The organism is Pseudomonas sp. LBUM1673 (assembly GCF_059695645.1).
Map to the genome: position 1 here is coordinate 4,900,100 of NZ_CP166780.1, position 16,278 is coordinate 4,916,377.

At 48.8% G+C, this 16,278-nt stretch carries 13 protein-coding genes; 6 read left to right on the forward strand and 7 right to left on the reverse strand.

All coding sequences use genetic code 11. The features are described from left to right. Positions 1-91 precede the first annotated feature (91 nt). The 3 genes from ACA044_RS22570 (at position 92) to ACA044_RS22580 (ending at position 1,835) form a co-directional block, all read left to right on the forward strand. On the forward strand, positions 92-574 hold the full coding sequence (locus ACA044_RS22570) for an SH3 domain-containing protein (protein ID WP_497447286.1): 483 nt from the start codon (positions 92-94) through the stop codon (positions 572-574). A 125-nt stretch (positions 575-699) separates the two neighbouring features. After that, positions 700-1,032, forward strand: coding sequence for a DUF7957 family protein (locus ACA044_RS22575; RefSeq protein ID WP_497443350.1), 333 nt, complete (start codon positions 700-702; stop codon positions 1,030-1,032). 611 nt (positions 1,033-1,643) lie between these two features. Next, on the forward strand, positions 1,644-1,835 hold the full coding sequence (locus ACA044_RS22580; RefSeq protein WP_497443351.1) for a hypothetical protein: 192 nt from the start codon (positions 1,644-1,646) through the stop codon (positions 1,833-1,835). A 184-nt stretch (positions 1,836-2,019) separates the two neighbouring features. Here the strand turns inward: ACA044_RS22580 and ACA044_RS22585 are convergent, their stop codons facing one another. The 5 genes from ACA044_RS22585 to ACA044_RS22605 form a co-directional block, all read right to left on the reverse strand. Further along, a complete protein-coding gene (locus ACA044_RS22585) occupies positions 2,020-2,610 on the reverse strand; it encodes a hypothetical protein (protein ID WP_497443352.1) in 591 nt (196 codons plus the stop codon). Continuing rightward, positions 2,607-5,960 carry a hypothetical protein gene (locus tag ACA044_RS22590; RefSeq protein ID WP_497443353.1) on the reverse strand — a complete coding sequence of 1,118 codons (3,354 nt, stop codon included), beginning with the start codon at positions 5,958-5,960 and terminating at the stop codon, positions 2,607-2,609. Before ACA044_RS22590 ends, ACA044_RS22585 begins: the two co-directional genes overlap by 4 nt. Then, positions 5,961-7,349: a tyrosine-type recombinase/integrase gene (locus ACA044_RS22595; protein WP_497443354.1), complete on the reverse strand. Its 1,389-nt coding sequence runs from the start codon at positions 7,347-7,349 to the stop codon at positions 5,961-5,963. 856 nt (positions 7,350-8,205) lie between these two features. Further along, positions 8,206-8,697, reverse strand: a complete 492-nt coding sequence (locus ACA044_RS22600; RefSeq protein WP_497443355.1) for a hypothetical protein — start codon at positions 8,695-8,697, stop codon at positions 8,206-8,208. 922 nt (positions 8,698-9,619) lie between these two features. Further along, the gene (locus ACA044_RS22605) at positions 9,620-10,096 is read right to left on the reverse strand and encodes a hypothetical protein (protein WP_497443356.1); all 477 of its coding nucleotides are present in this window, start codon (positions 10,094-10,096) and stop codon (positions 9,620-9,622) included. 87 nt (positions 10,097-10,183) lie between these two features. On the opposite strand from ACA044_RS22605, the gene ACA044_RS22610 reads away from it, so the two are divergent. Further along, complete coding sequence (locus ACA044_RS22610) at positions 10,184-10,330, forward strand: hypothetical protein (RefSeq protein ID WP_497443357.1); 147 nt, start codon at positions 10,184-10,186, stop codon at positions 10,328-10,330. Positions 10,331-10,486: 156 nt separating this feature from the next. Here the strand turns inward: ACA044_RS22610 and ACA044_RS22615 are convergent, their stop codons facing one another. Next, positions 10,487-10,912: a hypothetical protein gene (locus ACA044_RS22615; protein WP_497443358.1), complete on the reverse strand. Its 426-nt coding sequence runs from the start codon at positions 10,910-10,912 to the stop codon at positions 10,487-10,489. Between the two features lie 92 nt (positions 10,913-11,004). On the opposite strand from ACA044_RS22615, the gene ACA044_RS22620 reads away from it, so the two are divergent. Together ACA044_RS22620 and ACA044_RS22625 are read left to right on the forward strand one after the other, a co-directional pair. Then, positions 11,005-11,316, forward strand: a complete 312-nt coding sequence (locus tag ACA044_RS22620) for a helix-turn-helix domain-containing protein (protein WP_497443359.1) — start codon at positions 11,005-11,007, stop codon at positions 11,314-11,316. A 44-nt stretch (positions 11,317-11,360) separates the two neighbouring features. Continuing rightward, on the forward strand, positions 11,361-11,810 hold the full coding sequence (locus ACA044_RS22625) for an Xre family toxin-antitoxin system antitoxin (RefSeq protein WP_497443360.1): 450 nt from the start codon (positions 11,361-11,363) through the stop codon (positions 11,808-11,810). A gap of 18 nt (positions 11,811-11,828) precedes the next feature. Here ACA044_RS22625 and ACA044_RS22630 read toward each other — a convergent pair whose 3' ends face one another. Further along, the gene (locus ACA044_RS22630; RefSeq protein ID WP_497443361.1) at positions 11,829-16,208 is read right to left on the reverse strand and encodes an NACHT domain-containing protein; all 4,380 of its coding nucleotides are present in this window, start codon (positions 16,206-16,208) and stop codon (positions 11,829-11,831) included. Between the last annotated feature and the right edge of the window lie 70 nt (positions 16,209-16,278).

The window sequence follows — 16,278 nt, forward strand, 5'->3', positions numbered from 1 at the left end:
ACTGCCTCGATTTGTGAGGGCAATGGAAATGCGCAAAAAATCTCAGCCTTGGCTCGTACCACTGCTCATCCTGTTCGCTGCCTTATGGCTCATGGGCAAAAAAGATACGGCGCCAACACAGCAGAAGGCATCCACCATCCAAGCTACGCCGAGTAATTTCGTTTCATCACTCTCCCCTACGCCTGAACCTGTCGCGACACCGACGCCAGCGGATCAATTTGTCAGCGCTGACAAACTCAACCTCAGGGATCGCCCTGGCGGCAAAGTGATTTCCAGTCTGGAACGGGGCGACAAGGTGCAGGTGTTCGAAAAGCAAAAGGAATGGGCAAGAGTGAGTATCGATGGCCAACCTGCTAGATGGCTGTCCTCCAAAAGCCTCTGTAGCGGTGCGAATTGTTACAGCGCATCAAGGCAAAGTACTCCAGCACAACCAGCATCATTACCGAAACCCAGTCGTCAGCAATCGCCTAGCTATGGGTCGTCCTGTCCCTGCTCTTCAGGTAGCGTCTGCGTCGGACCAAGGGGCGGCCGCTACTGCATTACCTCGGGCGGGAACAAGCGCTACGGCGTTTGAATGAGGCCGTGAATTATTGACCACCTGACAGCAGACTGAAGCAGGTCAAACCGACGTTGCAGCGCGATACGGTAGAAAACCGCATCGGAGCAACCATCACGATGATAAGGACAGGAAGAGAACGTATGCGACTCGAAGTGAGCGGCAACTGGATTTTCGGGGACGGGATACGCATTGAGGGTAAATATCCCGCCCTTGAAGCTGTATTGGTCAACGGGCGGGTGCTGGTGACGTTTGATTGGATGGCTTTTGAGAGGAATGCTCCTGCGCAAAATCTTTTTTGCTACGACTCGTCAGGCAATCTACTTTGGCGAGCGCCAGGTATTGGAATGGGTGCCGTGGATGCCTATACCGGCGTAACGGGCGAGGAGCCGCTGTGGGTAGGAAATTTTGCTGGATGCAATTGCCGGATAGACGAAGCATCTGGCCAGGTCCTAGAGGTTCTCTTCACGAAATGAACGCTACGCGCTTCTCCATAGAACACTTCACCTCTCGCTAGAGCAAATACCGTTAATTGTGACCCTGGCTCACATTTGAGTCATCCGGACCGATGTTGGATTTGGCTTTCAGGCGTTCGCCTATCCAATTCCTGAACAACCATCCGAGGGTCGCCAATAGAACAGCACTGCCTCCCGCAGAGACAATTGTGGTCACAGCGAAACTCATCAGCGTATCCATTGCACCTTCCTGATAAAAAGCCAGAAGGGGTAAACCTTATTCAGGACGCGACACTGAAGCAATTCTATTGCCCCCCCTGCACCCATGAGGAAAATACGGAAGAAGATGAAATACTTGGATGCCTTGAATTATATGGTGTCCCAGGGCAGGTTCGAACCATTCTCTTGAGGAACCCAACCATCGGCAGATGGTAAGCCATCTATCATGTTGATTAAATGACCTTTACGTTAGAAAAAATCAGGCCTGGTTGGTGTGACTGGTCACCTATAGCTGCGATCCCAACTGCTTAACAGCTCTAGCTCGAGCGTCCCGGAGGAGATCTCAACTCCTTCCTCTTAGCTCGAAAAAATCTAGCAAAAACGAGATTGATGTCCTCATAAGACAGGTCTTTATGGAAGAAAGCCACGCTCCGAAGCTTTTGGCTGATTTCCGATGGAAACGCTATAGCATCGCAGCGATACCGATCTCAGCGCAGGCCCAAGCTAAATTGTTTCATCTGTCCATCACCCTGGAGATCCGTTTGGCAGAAACGACAAAACGCATCTTATCCTTAGCTCCTACTTTGCTGTTAGATGGCGGCTGATTTTTAGTCAGAGCGACGGAAATCGCCATCCGCACTCTGGGAAAACTGGGGAGTCGTTACAAAAGGATTTTTGGGACCGAAACGAAGCTGAGACCATCTCTGCTACAGACATTGTGGATTGGTGGTATTAGACGGAAGCATCGAAATTCTTGGATGCCTCAAATGGGAAAGGCACCCGCTGGCCTCACTGGCTCGAAACATTTTTTGCACGCCAGGCCAAAAAGGCAGAGAACCGTGCTTCGTTTATCAATGTCGGCCTAGCGGCACTTCGGCTAACCAGACCGCCCTCATGGACAGCAACCATATCTGAAAAATGAATTATCAATGTCTCAATGCATTTGAAAGCGTCCTCAAGCTTTTGCTCGTTTTGATGAGAGGGACTCATTGGCATATCCGACCATTCAAGTGACTGCGCGTGCAAAAGATCGTACTGTGCGCGGAGTTTAACTAATTGGGATTCAAGCTCGCGAATACGTTCACGGCCTCTGTCACCTTTTTTGTTAGGATTATTAGACTCGACCCACGCATCAAGATATACCCGATAACCACCACGAAGCAAAGTCTTCCAACTTAATACGCTTTGTGTGGTAACTAGGACTCCTCTGGGAATACCCTCATCAAGAGGCCTCTGCTCCCACTCTCGTATCAAACTTGCACAAAATTTTGAGAGTTGAGTGACACCTTTAAATTTAACGCTACTCACAGAAGCAATATCCAGTGATCGCTGAAGTAAATCTAAGCGCTGTACTCGTTGCCTTATGAGGACGGTGTTCAAGGCTTTCCCTTAAAAATCAAACCACTGAGGCCTAGATCTACATTTCCGTTCGGCTGATGCTGTTCCAACTGTTGGAGCCACGTCGTTTTATCCATGTGCAACAGCCTCATGAATTCCGGTAAATCAAGCTTTTTGCTAGCACAAAGGCTCCTAATCATAGACACGACAATCTCCGCGTTGCCAAAACCAACGGGCGCCGTAAGCGCTTCGATTACTTGGTTATTCCCGGCCATAAGTAGTCGGGCTGCACGATCAATTTCAAAACGAGTCGTTTCGGACGTCAAATCAGGAAACACCTCTGACATGCCTACTCTATAGAGAAAGTCTTCTGGAGAATTTACATCATTTGAAAATACCTCTAACGATGATGTCATAAATGACTTGTCTCGTACGATCAACTCATCCTGTTTTGCAGAGCTGTTTTTTTTACTTTGAATAACAGCCCACAAAGAATGCTCTACCGCCGCCCAGCCTAATGCGTCTTTAGCCAACTCATTTAGCTTCGCCGCAAAAATCTCCCGCTGCGCGGGGCTTGACTTAGATGCAATCTCGACAACTTGTCTCTCGTAATTCAAAAACCTGTCGACCACCGCTTGTCGCTTCATCGCAACGGCAACTATATTATGAACAGAAAATATAGCTAATGAGCAAAACTGGCAATTGTGCTTACCGATAGTGAGAATCACCTCTTTGTTACAAATAAAACCGAGTGGGCAAACATGGGTATCACAGTGACTGGCCGTTTGCTCTTTGTCCGACGCCAAATAGCCAAGGCCATTGGGTAAGGTTGTATGCCGTAAACTGATCCAGCCGTTTTCTTCAGCAAGACCCACAAAATTCGGATCGTCGCGAATTCCCTCAAGCGTTCCAACCAATTCATCCATGTTATGGGTAATCTTAAATATGTCCTTCAGCTTTACTCTGTTGTCTTCTCCATTGAAAACTCCATGCATCGCCCTACGCAAATGGTCGCCTTTATCATAGCTTCTGACCTGCATTAAAGACTGCCCTGTAAGCTGAATAACAAGCTCTGGCTGCAATATTGAACTCAGCTCAGTCACGAAACTAGCGCGAGCCCCATGTGGAGTAATTTTACATCGAAGCCTAACAGGGCAATAGGGAGCACCGACAGCCTCAGACGACTTCACATTAGACGCGTCAGGGGTAAAAACTTTGACATCCTTTTCAGTTATTTTTCTTTTTTCAAAATCATCCCATTCAAAATAACCTTTTCCATCTTTACCAGATGATTTTATCGGCAGAAATGCTACAAGTGGTAATTTCACTCCCATGTTAATGCGCATATACGCTTGAAAAGCCAGGCAGCCTTCTGTCCAGAACAAAGAATAAGCATTATCAGAAAATGGGGTACCATCTGAAAAATTGTATAAAAAAAGCGGGGCAATTTTTTTCCATTTAGTTTTTTTTCGTCCATCATAATCCACCTCACGACTCAAACCCGGCGAAGTCAAATGGGACGACATATTTACCAACCAGTCTCTTTGTGCATCCATCAACTGTATAACGCGCATAATGGTAACAACAACAATTGGAACAGACGAAACCTTATCTGTGTTTAACCATAGCAACGTCAAATGAAAAGGGTGGGTGGTCAACCGGTCACATAGCTGATCGTACTCACGCGCGTCGATCCATTGAGCAGCCTGCCCCCTCGGGCCAGCTTCCAGAAGAACCAATATAAACCGAATTAATCCAGGATAGTAGTAGGAATTACCCTTTACAACAATAAAAGAAAACAGCTCCGGACTTACTCTTTTTATGTAGTGAATTTTACCACGAATAAAAAAACACGGTACAACCCCGACTAACTCCAATTCTAAATCGTTACCATTTTTCTTAGATTCCAACACTGCTTTATGTAACACCTCTGAATGCTCAGAAAAATATTCGCTTAGCATCTCCAGAGAGTGAAGGAAGTTGACAAAAAACATGAAATGATCACCAATGAAAGCATTTTTTGTGACAGTTCGATATTTTTTACTCTTTGGGACCTTAATTACGGGTTGCCGTAACCCCTCACATCCGGGCATCTGAGAACCAATCAACTCATCGAAGAAGCTTCGAAAATGGGCACCATTCTGGGAATTATATTTCCACCCCATGAACTTCATCCACTCCACCAAAGAGAGAGGCCTAACGGCGTCCTTATCTATGCAGAAGTAGTGCACATGCGCGGTAAATAGCGCAGGTGTCTCGGGATACATATAAGCAACCGTGCCATTTTCCGCAAACCATAGAGGCAAATAGATAAACAACCATGCGTTCAGTCGACCGAGACATGTATGATATGGCCGTTCCAGTTCTAATATACGAGTTCTGAAGAAGTGCTGCTCACATTCCAGCCACACTTCAGAAGCGGTCTGAATGTCTACATACGGGCAAATCTTTGAGCTGAACTCAACCGCTCCGCACTCTTTGATCCCTTGAATACTAAGTGCACTCATATCTACGTTAGCGATGGCAAACGCATCCCGCATACGCTCTTCTAGAGTTCCGTCGCCCTCGGTCAGATGACTAAAACTCTTGAAGTCCGCATAACCAATAGAACGTTTAGTGGACGGGAAATTGAATCTCCCAGTCCATGCAGCTACATCGGCAGATACTCTGCCAGGAAACGCCTCTATCAGTGCAATAACAATATCCCTCATTGGAACTGGAGATTGGTTACGATCAGTAGCATTTGCTTGGTACGCCCTCCAAGCTTGTAGGTCCTCGACATTTAGATCTTCAGGGCCATACATATCAGTGGTGAGTAGCACCTTCGATCCATTTTGAATGAGCCGGCGAAGTTTACGTTCCTCAGGGGAGCGACCAGTTGAAGAACTACTGATAGCATCCCTTTTGCGCTCTGCCTCCATAGTTATGAATAAAAGTAGATTTTCCGGCCATACATTGAAATCAACATCGAGTTTTGAAAGCCACAATGCTTGGGGCCGCATAAAACCATACGGTAGTAATATTGCTCTTTCATAATAAAAACAAACGAGAAAACACCTAAGTACTGGCAACCACTCCTGTAGCTCCACACTCGAGGGGATCAACTTGTTTGGCAGCATGTCAACAGCTATCTGGGGATTTTGTTTTACGTCATCAATTTTTAAATTAGATAGCTTAAACCATACATCGGCGTATATACGTACTTCGTCCGCATTGAAATCTAAACCTTGAAAATGGTGAAGAAACCGCTCTTTAGGTAGCCCTGCCGCTTTGGGTATATCGACCAGAACCGCTGATAATATCAAGCAGGTTTTTTTCATCGCGTTTTTGAATGAATCCACTAACGCGGCGCCCGAAAGCAAATAAATAATTTCCGCCCCAAAATTAACCATTTACTTGATCTCCTTTTCTGAATTCAACAACTTCGCAACTTCCTCTAAACGGTTACGAAGATATTCAAAACGCAGCTGGGTCTCTGTTACATCTCCGCCGTTGATTCTGGACTGAGTTGCAATGTAGATCTCCTCGTAGAATCTCTCCCTATCTCTCTGGGCGTATATCGCTAGCGCTCCGACATCTTTATGCCCGGTAAGCTTCGCGAGATCATAGAGGCTCATCCCCATCCCTTCCTCAAAATGAATAAAGTTATACATAAAGTAACAGTAGCTATGTCTTAAGGAATGCGGACCAACTCTAAACAACGATAATCCGAGCTTTTCATAAATAGGGGCAGCCGCTAATTTGAACGCATCTAACACCCCTGAGTAACTGGAAAGGAATAGTGGGCGACCGTTTTCCGTCTCGAAAATGAAATTATGCTGCGATGAATTTTGATTTTGCCTATAGAGAGCTAGATTTTTAAAAAATAATGTTCCATATGGTTCGAGCAGCACGGTTTCGCTGGTTTCGCGGCCTTTCCAGGCTAATTGCTCGCGCTCGTGAAAACTAAGGCCAACGTAGGCATCTAGATAGTTGCCTCGGCCAATAGGCTCTCGGCAGTAAATCTTACGAGTTGCAAAGTCAATATCTTCCCAAAGTATCTGCATGGCTTCAGAAATTCGCCAACATGAAGCGGCACACAAAGACATAAGAGTTGCGTCACGAAAACTTCTAAGATTAGCTATAAATTCCGCAATATGTCCCAGTGGGAAATATTTATCAGGCGTTATAGGTACCAATTTGTCGCTTTTGGCACCTACCACGTGTTCGGAAACTTTGTTCGATCTACGCGAGTAAGGATGTCTTTTCGAGGCAACATCGTTTCGGCGCTGTGCCATTTGGTGTATTAAAGCTAAATCCCGAATTAAGTCATCCTCCACTCCTGATGAAGTACTCAATCCGTTTTTAATGTAGTCTATTTTCCTAATGTATTCCTCTGCGCAAAACGAAATAAACGAGTCGATACCGTTATGGACTACAACAAGGCTTTTGCGGAGAACTAAATTTTCTCCTAAAATGTTGACCATGCGTATGACCATGGGGTCATCCGACAATCTTCCATTCGATAAATAATCAGAATAAGAAAGATACAACGAATACGTTGAAACTTTATTTCCGAAAATTTGCATGCCAACATACATATAATCCAACCATCTCGCAACAGCAAGAGTGTAGCGTTTGAAAGTCCCATTCCTTCTGCCTCCCACTGCCAGCCACAAGCAATAGCTTAGAAACACACCAAATTCAGATCGCTCGCCACTTGGTGAGAATATAAAAAGCCTGAACGCTGCTCGCCCTCTTACCAAACATGGTACTGAAATAAAACTTTTATAGTCTGGCATACTGCTTTCTCTTTCAAGTTACGGCGCAGCATAGTACCAACCTTTATAACTTTCAAATTTCACCAAGTCTCAATTGCCAAACATAATATCGACAAATCGTTTACAGTTAATATCTAATTATATCGACCAACATAACTAGACTATTGATTCTATTGACCCGCAAATATCTCCCTCTCCAATCAAGTACAGAATTCAGTCATAACGAAATTCTGTCATATGAATACACATTATAAATTTTATGGTATTCATTCCAATCTAGTCTTAAAAATATGAAAATAGCTTGGGGTTTTCAGCTGCATATTTAGGGTTGGTACAAGAATGACAACGATTAAAGACGACTTGGGGAACGATCAGTCAGTCATTCGCGGAGGTAATGACTAGGCTGGGAGCTGCTTAAACCGCCACTCTTCATTCAAAGGCGGTCTCTGAGGGAAGATGGTTTTTGTCGATAAAAGCGGTATTTTTAAGCGTTGCCGCCTGCATGACGAGTTTCCGGCAGCTCTCGGCCCCTCCGAATCGTCCCCATCATCGGTCTCTATATTTGCCTATATAGACAATTGGTAAATGCCTAGCACCTCTTTACACAAAACCGCAGTGCGGCTGAGGCAGCATTCAGCTGTAGCCTTTTTCGGACGTTCATTGTTCAGCAAAGACGCAGGTAAATCAGATACCAAGGCAGCTGGACCACCAACGCTGAGGTGTTTCGTCTGTGACTATCTCTATCTATTGAGAACCATCGCGAGGTAATGGACTAAGGGGGCTACCTCGACTTCCGGTTATCGCAGAGCAAGCAATAACGTAGTCAGCATTTTGCAAAGGGTAGCCGCCCAGTGAGAGGTCGGAGTTAGGTGATCGGTTAGGGAATTCTAGCTCTAAATGACCAAGGCCGGTCCTTGGGTAAATATTGAGACATGAATTTTTGAATCTCTACGTAGCCGATGTATACGCGACCCTTTGACTGAGTCATGGTCAAGGCCTTGATTTCAAGCAGTTCACTTCTTGCCAGCAAATCTGTGAGGGAACGCACGTTGTCTATGCAGAGAAGTTGTTCAGCGAAGCGAGACTCATCGCCACCTGCATATACTTTCATGATGCCTAATACCCGAGAGAGCCAAAACTCCGAAGTTCCATTCGATGTTTTCAACAAAGAATGCAACAACAGACAATCATTATATATCGACTCTCGTCTCAACCACGCGAAAGCCAACAGCGGGAGGTAGGATAACATTGAGCCGTTGGAAATAGGAACCACTTCGAATACAACTCCACTTATCTCCTCCAGTTCCATCGCCTGTTCAAGAACGCCATACACTTGAGGATCGAATATATCCAAATAAAGTATTGGCACAATCCCACCTCCTTATTTGGTGAGTAACGATATAAAGATTCGGAGCGTGAATAGGATCTACAGAGATTTATAAAAATGTAGCTGATATGTTCGCTTATGCAAACAATATTTAATTAGCCATGTCGTGCTCTATTGAAAATGAAATTTACTCCAACTATTTCAACCCCATAGAATCAATTAGCCCACCACATGTACTAATTGACGTATCAGACACATTGAGTTTTACACTCGCTCTGCTTTGGATGGTGGTCGGTTACCACCTCCGTGTGCGCCCCCAATGTCCGTTCAAACGTCCAACCGCAACAAACCCGAATTCACCCGCTGGTAACTGCGCTGCCTGTCCTTTTCCATGACCAATTGCCCCCATCGATGCACGTTATGCCTATCGTTTGTTTTTCTCTGGCCGGGCCCGCCGTTACCTTGGCAGTATCTAACGATCAATGGTCCTTCCTATGAAAAACGTCTTTGGTTTGAATGTTATATTTTCAGCACTTACTGCCACACCAATTCCACGTGTGTCTATTTTGGATGACAGCACCTTCAACCCGTCTCCTTCCGACGTGAACAGGGCCCGGACGTTGCGCAGAAGAGATAGGGCCACAGACCACCTCGATGGTGACGCCCGTAGGTAATTCGGGAACTAAGCTCGATGAGCTGCGAATTGAAGCCGTGCGTCTCGCATCGCTTCAAAACATACCTGAGCAGCCACGATACGTTTGGCTGAAGCAAAGAATCTGATCTGTGGATTTGGATATCTTGGTGCACCACGAGGACTGGAATCCCCATGGCTCTCACCTTTCCACGACGGGCTGGATACTTCAGCGTCACAGGAGACCGGCGATTCCCCCTTGGTTCAATCCTGGGTGATGTCGTTCAACGACCTACACGGCAGCTGGACGCTCAGCGAAACTGACGCGCACCGCTAGTAACGATCCCCGTCCACATAGAATCCTAAGTCATTGAGTATGTGGTTGAGCGCTCCAACAATCCGGGACTCTGCGCGGAACTCGGCGTCGGTGTAGGACAGTGCTACAGCCAGGCACAACTGTTCCTCAGTGAGGCCCGCGGGCTCGAACGACCAGATCTGGATTTTCGAAACATTTGTATCGTTGTGGTGAAAGTCCTCAATCAGCTCAACGCTGGACGACAACTCCCGCCATTGCTCGAGAGAAACCCCATACGTCCGCTGCGGCCAATCAGCGAGCATCGATCGGTGGTCCAGGAACGTATCGCCGACATAACTCAGTGTTCGCTTGAGGTCTCGAACGGTGAGATCGAACAACCTTGGTGATGAGACGTATCTTCGAACCTCATCTAGGTCAATTAGCGAGTCGCCGCATTTGAGTTGCTCGTGCAGCTTCGCTATCAAATTCTCGCGATTTGCCATGCTGTACTTCAAGGTCTACTCCCCATAGTGGATCGCACAACGAGGATGGTGATAATGCATCCTCCGGTTGGGGGCGCGGTTGCCACAGATGGCACAAATATGAACGGACGCAGCTTCCGCAAGGTTGAAGACACCTTCGACGAAATCGTCACCCCCACGGTAATGAATCCTCAGTCCGCCGAATTTTTCCTTAACCTGCTCGACGGTCACTTCACCGCAACCAGGACTAATATCGGTTCTCGCTGAAACAAGGGAGAACGCATGGTTAAGGATGTCGAACCATCCGTCTCCACACTCAAAGCCCCAAAAAAAGTGATCGTTCACTATTACGGCGTTTGGAAAAAGCGACAGATGTGGCTTACAGAGCAAATGTTCTAGATCAGGACTCATTTGAAAATCCTCCTACCGCAGTGGCCATATGGTTTTTCCCACAGGATGTGGGGAATCCACTTGCCGCACCGGATAGGTGCTGCCACCTGAAACCTCGTATGAGTATTTGCGTCCCTCCTCACCGGGCGTTGCGATCAATTTAGTAAGCGCCTCCATTCGCCACTCATCCGTACCGTTCAACCATCCCGGCGATACGAGCTGTACTCCACTGACAAAGGCACTATCGGAATCAGACTGCACCAAGCTCATCAGGCCGATGACATCGGGGATCAAAAACTGCTGAGCACACACGCAGTCGGGATCACCATCCTGAAAATATTGGTGCGTCACATAAAACCATTCACGGTTCTCGGACTGAGCGATGAACGCCCAGCGTGTCGTGTTCTGCTCGAAAGACGGCAGCACCGGCAGCCTCGCTGCCTCATAGGTTTCAAACATATAATTTCTCAAAAAAGCACTTATGAACGCTATAGTACGTGGCATTATAGTGTTCATTCCATGCTTCATCATCTCTTTTGTGAGATGAAAAAATGGAACCGAGTGCCACCTTTGGCGCCGCGCTGAGAAAGCTGCGGGCGCGACAAGGTCTTAGTCAGGATGATTTTGCGTTAGTCAGCAGCCGGACCTACATCAGCCAATTGGAACGGGAATTAAAATCTCCAACGGTCGAAAAGATCGATCAACTCGCTGCGTTCATGGGCGTGCACCCAGCAAGCCTGATGGTTGGGAGTTATCTAGAATCATGGACGCTGGAAAACATCGAAACACTTTTTGATCAGATCCGGCGTGACCTCATTTGGAGGGATACTACGGAGAAGGGTCAGCTGGAAACGGACGAGTAAGGCACTGTTAGGGAGGTAAATTCACGAAGGTGTTACGAGGCTGAATGATCGATCGCGTACAAGAAGGCGGAGAAACCAAGCTGCTATCGGATTCATTTCTGAGCATGCTTGATGCTCGCTCAGATTGGTTGGCGGCTTCAACGCTAATTCGTGAAGGTCTGCCCTCATCTTTTTTCAGCGAATTGAGCGTGTTTGTCGGGTTTACTCAAGCAGCCCTAGGGAGGCTCCTGGACGTAAAAATTTCCACGCGCAGGCGCTGGTTGAAGGCAGGCACGTTGAATCCAACTGAAAGCGATTACCTCTTCCGTGCAGCAGTTGTCCTCAACGGTGCCCTGGGTTTATTTGCGGGTGACAAAATCGCCATGCGGAACTGGCTTGAAAGCCCTGCCCTGGCTTTGGGCCAGAAAGCGCCAGCCGAGCTGTTGTCCACATTCGTTGGGCTTAACCTTGTCGAAGCCTTAATCTGGAAAATAGAGCACGGTGTTGTCGTGTAGTCGTGTTCCCTAAAAGTGTTACGCGGAACAAGTTTCCGCCTCCGGCGGCCATGCTCGGCCTGTCGTTATATCCGGATGCCTTGGCTCGTCATTAATCCGCCCCTTTTCGTCCCGATACTCTTCAATCGCCAGTAAGCACCGTTTGGCCAACCGTGAGTGCGCGTCGTTGGCAGGTAACATTGCGAAAAGTCGTGCACGTATCCCTGTAAGGGGCAATCCAAACTCCTCAAAAGCGCCCCTCCATTGCTCCGAGGGCCGCCGGGAAATAGCTAAGTTTCTTAACGCCCCACCCAGATGTTGAAAAGGATGAGGGGCTTCGACGTTACCTTCAAAAAGCGCCATGAAATTGTCCTCGCCAGGTAAGTCATTCATTGCCATTTCAAGAACACGGCGAGTGCTTCCGGGGGGCAATGCAAGGTAGCGCTCGATTAGAATCCTATGGAAATCAGGGAGCAAAATGGCAAGCCTGGTTAACTCAGACGACAGGTGGAAGCCATCCCCTGCTGGGATTCGCCCCTCGCTAAGGTGCTCAAGCACAGCAACAACCGCCTCCTGAGTGTTCAACTTCAACATCGCGCTTGTCCATTGGGAATCACCCAAAAACGCAGGGATGTCAGCGGCCAGACGTTCTAGCATGACAAACGCAGTATCGGCGGGGCTTTGGGGGATGGTCTCTAACAAACGTCGTAAAGCGTTTGGGCTACGGTGCTGATCTGACAACATAGAAATGGCATCGTGTACCCGTTCTGGACCGTCGGAAAAGGGGAATAAATCAATCCACCCCATCAACTCCCCACGATTCTCGTCAAGTCGCCATCTTTGTTCCTGGGCTTCGGAGAGTAGTGACTGCACACCTTCCATCAGCATCGCAGAAGGAATAACTTCGCCAGCGCGAGCAGCATTTACCAGTAAACGATGCTTGCACGGTGTCGGCTGAGGAAGCGACAGAAGCAAATCTATTTCTGATCGCTTTGCTCCATGCGGTAAAGCAAGACCCACACTGCCAAGTACAAGAGCATACTTCTGCTCTGCATCAGACTTTGAAGCAACTCCGAAATCCATCGCCACAGCAAAGATCGCCTCCGCGAAATCTGATGTCGCAGGGCGTTGCTTCACGCGTTCCGCTCTCCGAATCAGATGATGCGAGTAATCGGTCGACCTATTGAAGTACGGTTTATTTGAAGGGGAATGATCGACCAGCCAAATCTCCAGCAACGCCCCTGCTGCCTCCTTGCCCCAACGTAAGTCACCCAACCCCCGAATGAGTACTGCGACAGCAGGTGCATCATGCATAGCTGCCAAGGCCCGGGAGTACATCAACGAATGCCCCATTGGGTTCACACCTCCACGTCCCCCAGCTTGAAGCCAGCGAGATCGTTCAATCTCATATTCGGCCAAGTCACGCTCAATGAGAGTAAACAGAGGTTCCGCCAACTCAGCATCCGCAACTCTTTCAGCGGCTCGAGCCACCTCGGAAGCAACATTACGGGGTAGCTGAGGTGCAGCTAGTAGTGCGTCTATCCAAGTGCCAATGACTCGAGACAAATTCGAGCGAGATTCATTGTCAAATGGAGGCTTCGTATCACCACCGCCCCGGCCGTGACGGGCGAGAAAATCAGCTAACAAGCCGATGCGACGATAGTTAGCCTCCTCTGACTTGGATACAAGCACCTGTGCGAAGACGTTTTGCCGTGTGCCGGATAGCGCACCTACCAATCGATGATGGGCTTTCGACAATACCTCGTCATATCGCCCAAGCACCTCCACTTGGCTATCTATTACAAACAACTGGTCGAAGAGCGCAGCGATGGTGACCGGGCCAATGACGGCCGCAGCAGCATTTAAACGACGCTCCGAGGTGAGTGGATCGATAGCCGCCTCAGCAACCGGTCCTGAATCGATTAGTGGTGTCTGATGGAGATAGTCCTCTATTCGAAAAGGAAGTGGTAAATCTGCGACGACTCTGGCAACGAGCCCAGCAGCAACGGCGAGCGGATACTTTGAGAACGAAGTCATCACTGCATAATCGATCCTACTGCCATTCGGATCGAACTCGACTGTCCCTATTAGCTGCGTAATCTGGAACTCCGCGTCCTCTGGGCTCTCTTGCAAGATCCAGTCAAGTAATTGCCCTGGCGTAGCGTCAGCTTTGCGTGCCGCTCCGCGCAGAGCCATCAGGCGAGCATCAAGCTGCACGTCAGTGAGGTGTTCAGGGAAACCCTCGTGCGCTACCACGTCCCAAACCGTGTCCGAAGCAGCCTCCAGAATTAGGTTCACATGGCGGTCAGCTCGGCGGAACGCCAATGCCTTTACAACGGCGGCAACTACCTCCGGATCAGGATCGGAAGCAGCCAGTTCAACCGCTAGCTCCAAGCCATCGAATCCACTATTGCGTACGATCTCAGGGAAAGCTATTAGTCGCTGGGCCGTAGGTATCTGACCCAACTGGATCGCACAATCAACTCCGAGGACACTGGGGTGAAAACGATCAATTAATCCGAATAGACCGAATTGAGTTTGACGCTCTGTGCTTGAGACAAACGGCCAAATTGCTTGCGCGAAATCGGGCTTTCCAGAGGCGACCATAAATCTCACAGCTCTATCAAGTTCTCCCGGGCGGTGCCAGCGCTCAATAAAAGCAAGAACTTCATCGCGCACCTTCCTCCATACCAAATCATCGGCTCTCTCGAGCATTACCGCAGCCAAAACCGGGTCAATTTTAAGCGCCTCGTTAATTGCAACTGCGACCGACCGCACGCCTTCTTCACCTTCACGTGAAACTCTGTCGCATGCGAAGAGGACCGAATCCTCCCAGCTCGGCCAATTGAGCATTTGTTCGCGCAGTACGTTAAGCGCATCCGCATCCCCTGCTGACGCGTCAAGCATCACACGTCCTACTTCCAAAGACGCATACCAGTCTTGGAACAACTGATGCTGGAAACTCACTGCTCCGTCGATGCCAGTCGAGCGAACCAGCAAGTGCGCGGCAACTAACCCATCAACAATTGCACGGGGTTGCGGTGCTGAGCCAATTTGTCCAGCCGCTATAAGACACTTCGTGACGTCTGAAACGATGCGGTTAGCGCTGGTGTCGGCGACTATAGTATTCGCGCCACGGACTGCTTCGACCGCAAGCCCAATCAAAAAGGCTTTATGCTGACCAGCAGCATCTCTCTGCAAACGTTCGACTTTCTCAGGTGCGCTCTCATTCTGAAGCACAAACATGCGCAACACCGCTTCCTTCGTCACCGGGAATTCCGCACCTGTGGGCAACGTCAGCAAGGCATTTAGATAAAGTGGATTGCTCACCAACTCGCGGACTCCACGTGTTCGCCAAGCCCTATCCACAAAACCAACGCCCTCATCCCCCCTCACCGCTTGCGCGATCTCTAGCTGTTGCTCATCGGAAAGAGGATCGATCACGATAATCGGCCGAATGTCCGGTAGAGCCTGACGTCGCGAGCTTATGACAATGCCGAGTTGCGGGTAGTCGCGCTGTAACGCCGTCAGGTCACGAGTTGCTCGCAACCGAGCATCGGCTGGTAGTTCATTCCAGCCATCCAACAGCAGAGCAAGATTCCCGTGGTAGGCCAGCTGCATCAAGTGTTCTCGCCTGATGCCATAGAAAGCGCTACGACGTAGGACGAAATCAAAAAAATCTTCCAGTCGGTCAGACCACTCACCGAGGGGGACAAGCATAGGAATCAAACCTTCCTGATGACCCATGCATTCTGCGAGCTGTAAAAGAGTGGTCGATTTCCCGGTGCCGCCTACCGCGACAACGCCAACTGGCTCTGCAAGCGAAACAAGTCGTGCAAAGCTTTCAAACGTCACTTGGGGTGTGGTACTGCCCTCAAGCCTTAGCGTTAGCGCAATGGTTCGCGCGGGTTGACCGGGTGCAGCACGGAAACCTTGAATGTCTGTTAGTGTCGCCGCACGAAGTCGTCCTCCGACCACATCGATCGCTTCAACGGTTGGAAGGTTGAGCCCCTGAAGGAAATCCTGGTCTGCATCATCGAGCAGTTCAGCAGGTCTAATAGAACCTAGCGGTTCGCCACCGGCGATCGCATCCAGTGCCCGTTGTATTGCCGTGTCTTTCCATTCTTGCAGCAGTGCGACCGTAAAGCGCGAATCGTCGGAATCGATGAGTTTTGAACAACTTTGGCACATCCAGATACCATTCATGGGGCTGCTGCGCTCGGCGGAACTCATGCTGGGATCGTAGCGCTTCCCTCCAGGTGCCGCTGCTGCGATGTGCGCACCGACACCGATATTAACCGCCCCTTCTTCAGCTAAAGCTGGGCCGGAAGTCGAGCGCATACAGGATGGATTCGAGCAGTGATAACCCACACGAGCGGCAAGGTTACGAATGGTTTTGGCCCGGAAATCGTCGCGCATAGACATTCAAAATTCTGAAGTGAAAATTCACGGCTATACCAAATAAGGTATAGCCAATAGTCCTGAGATC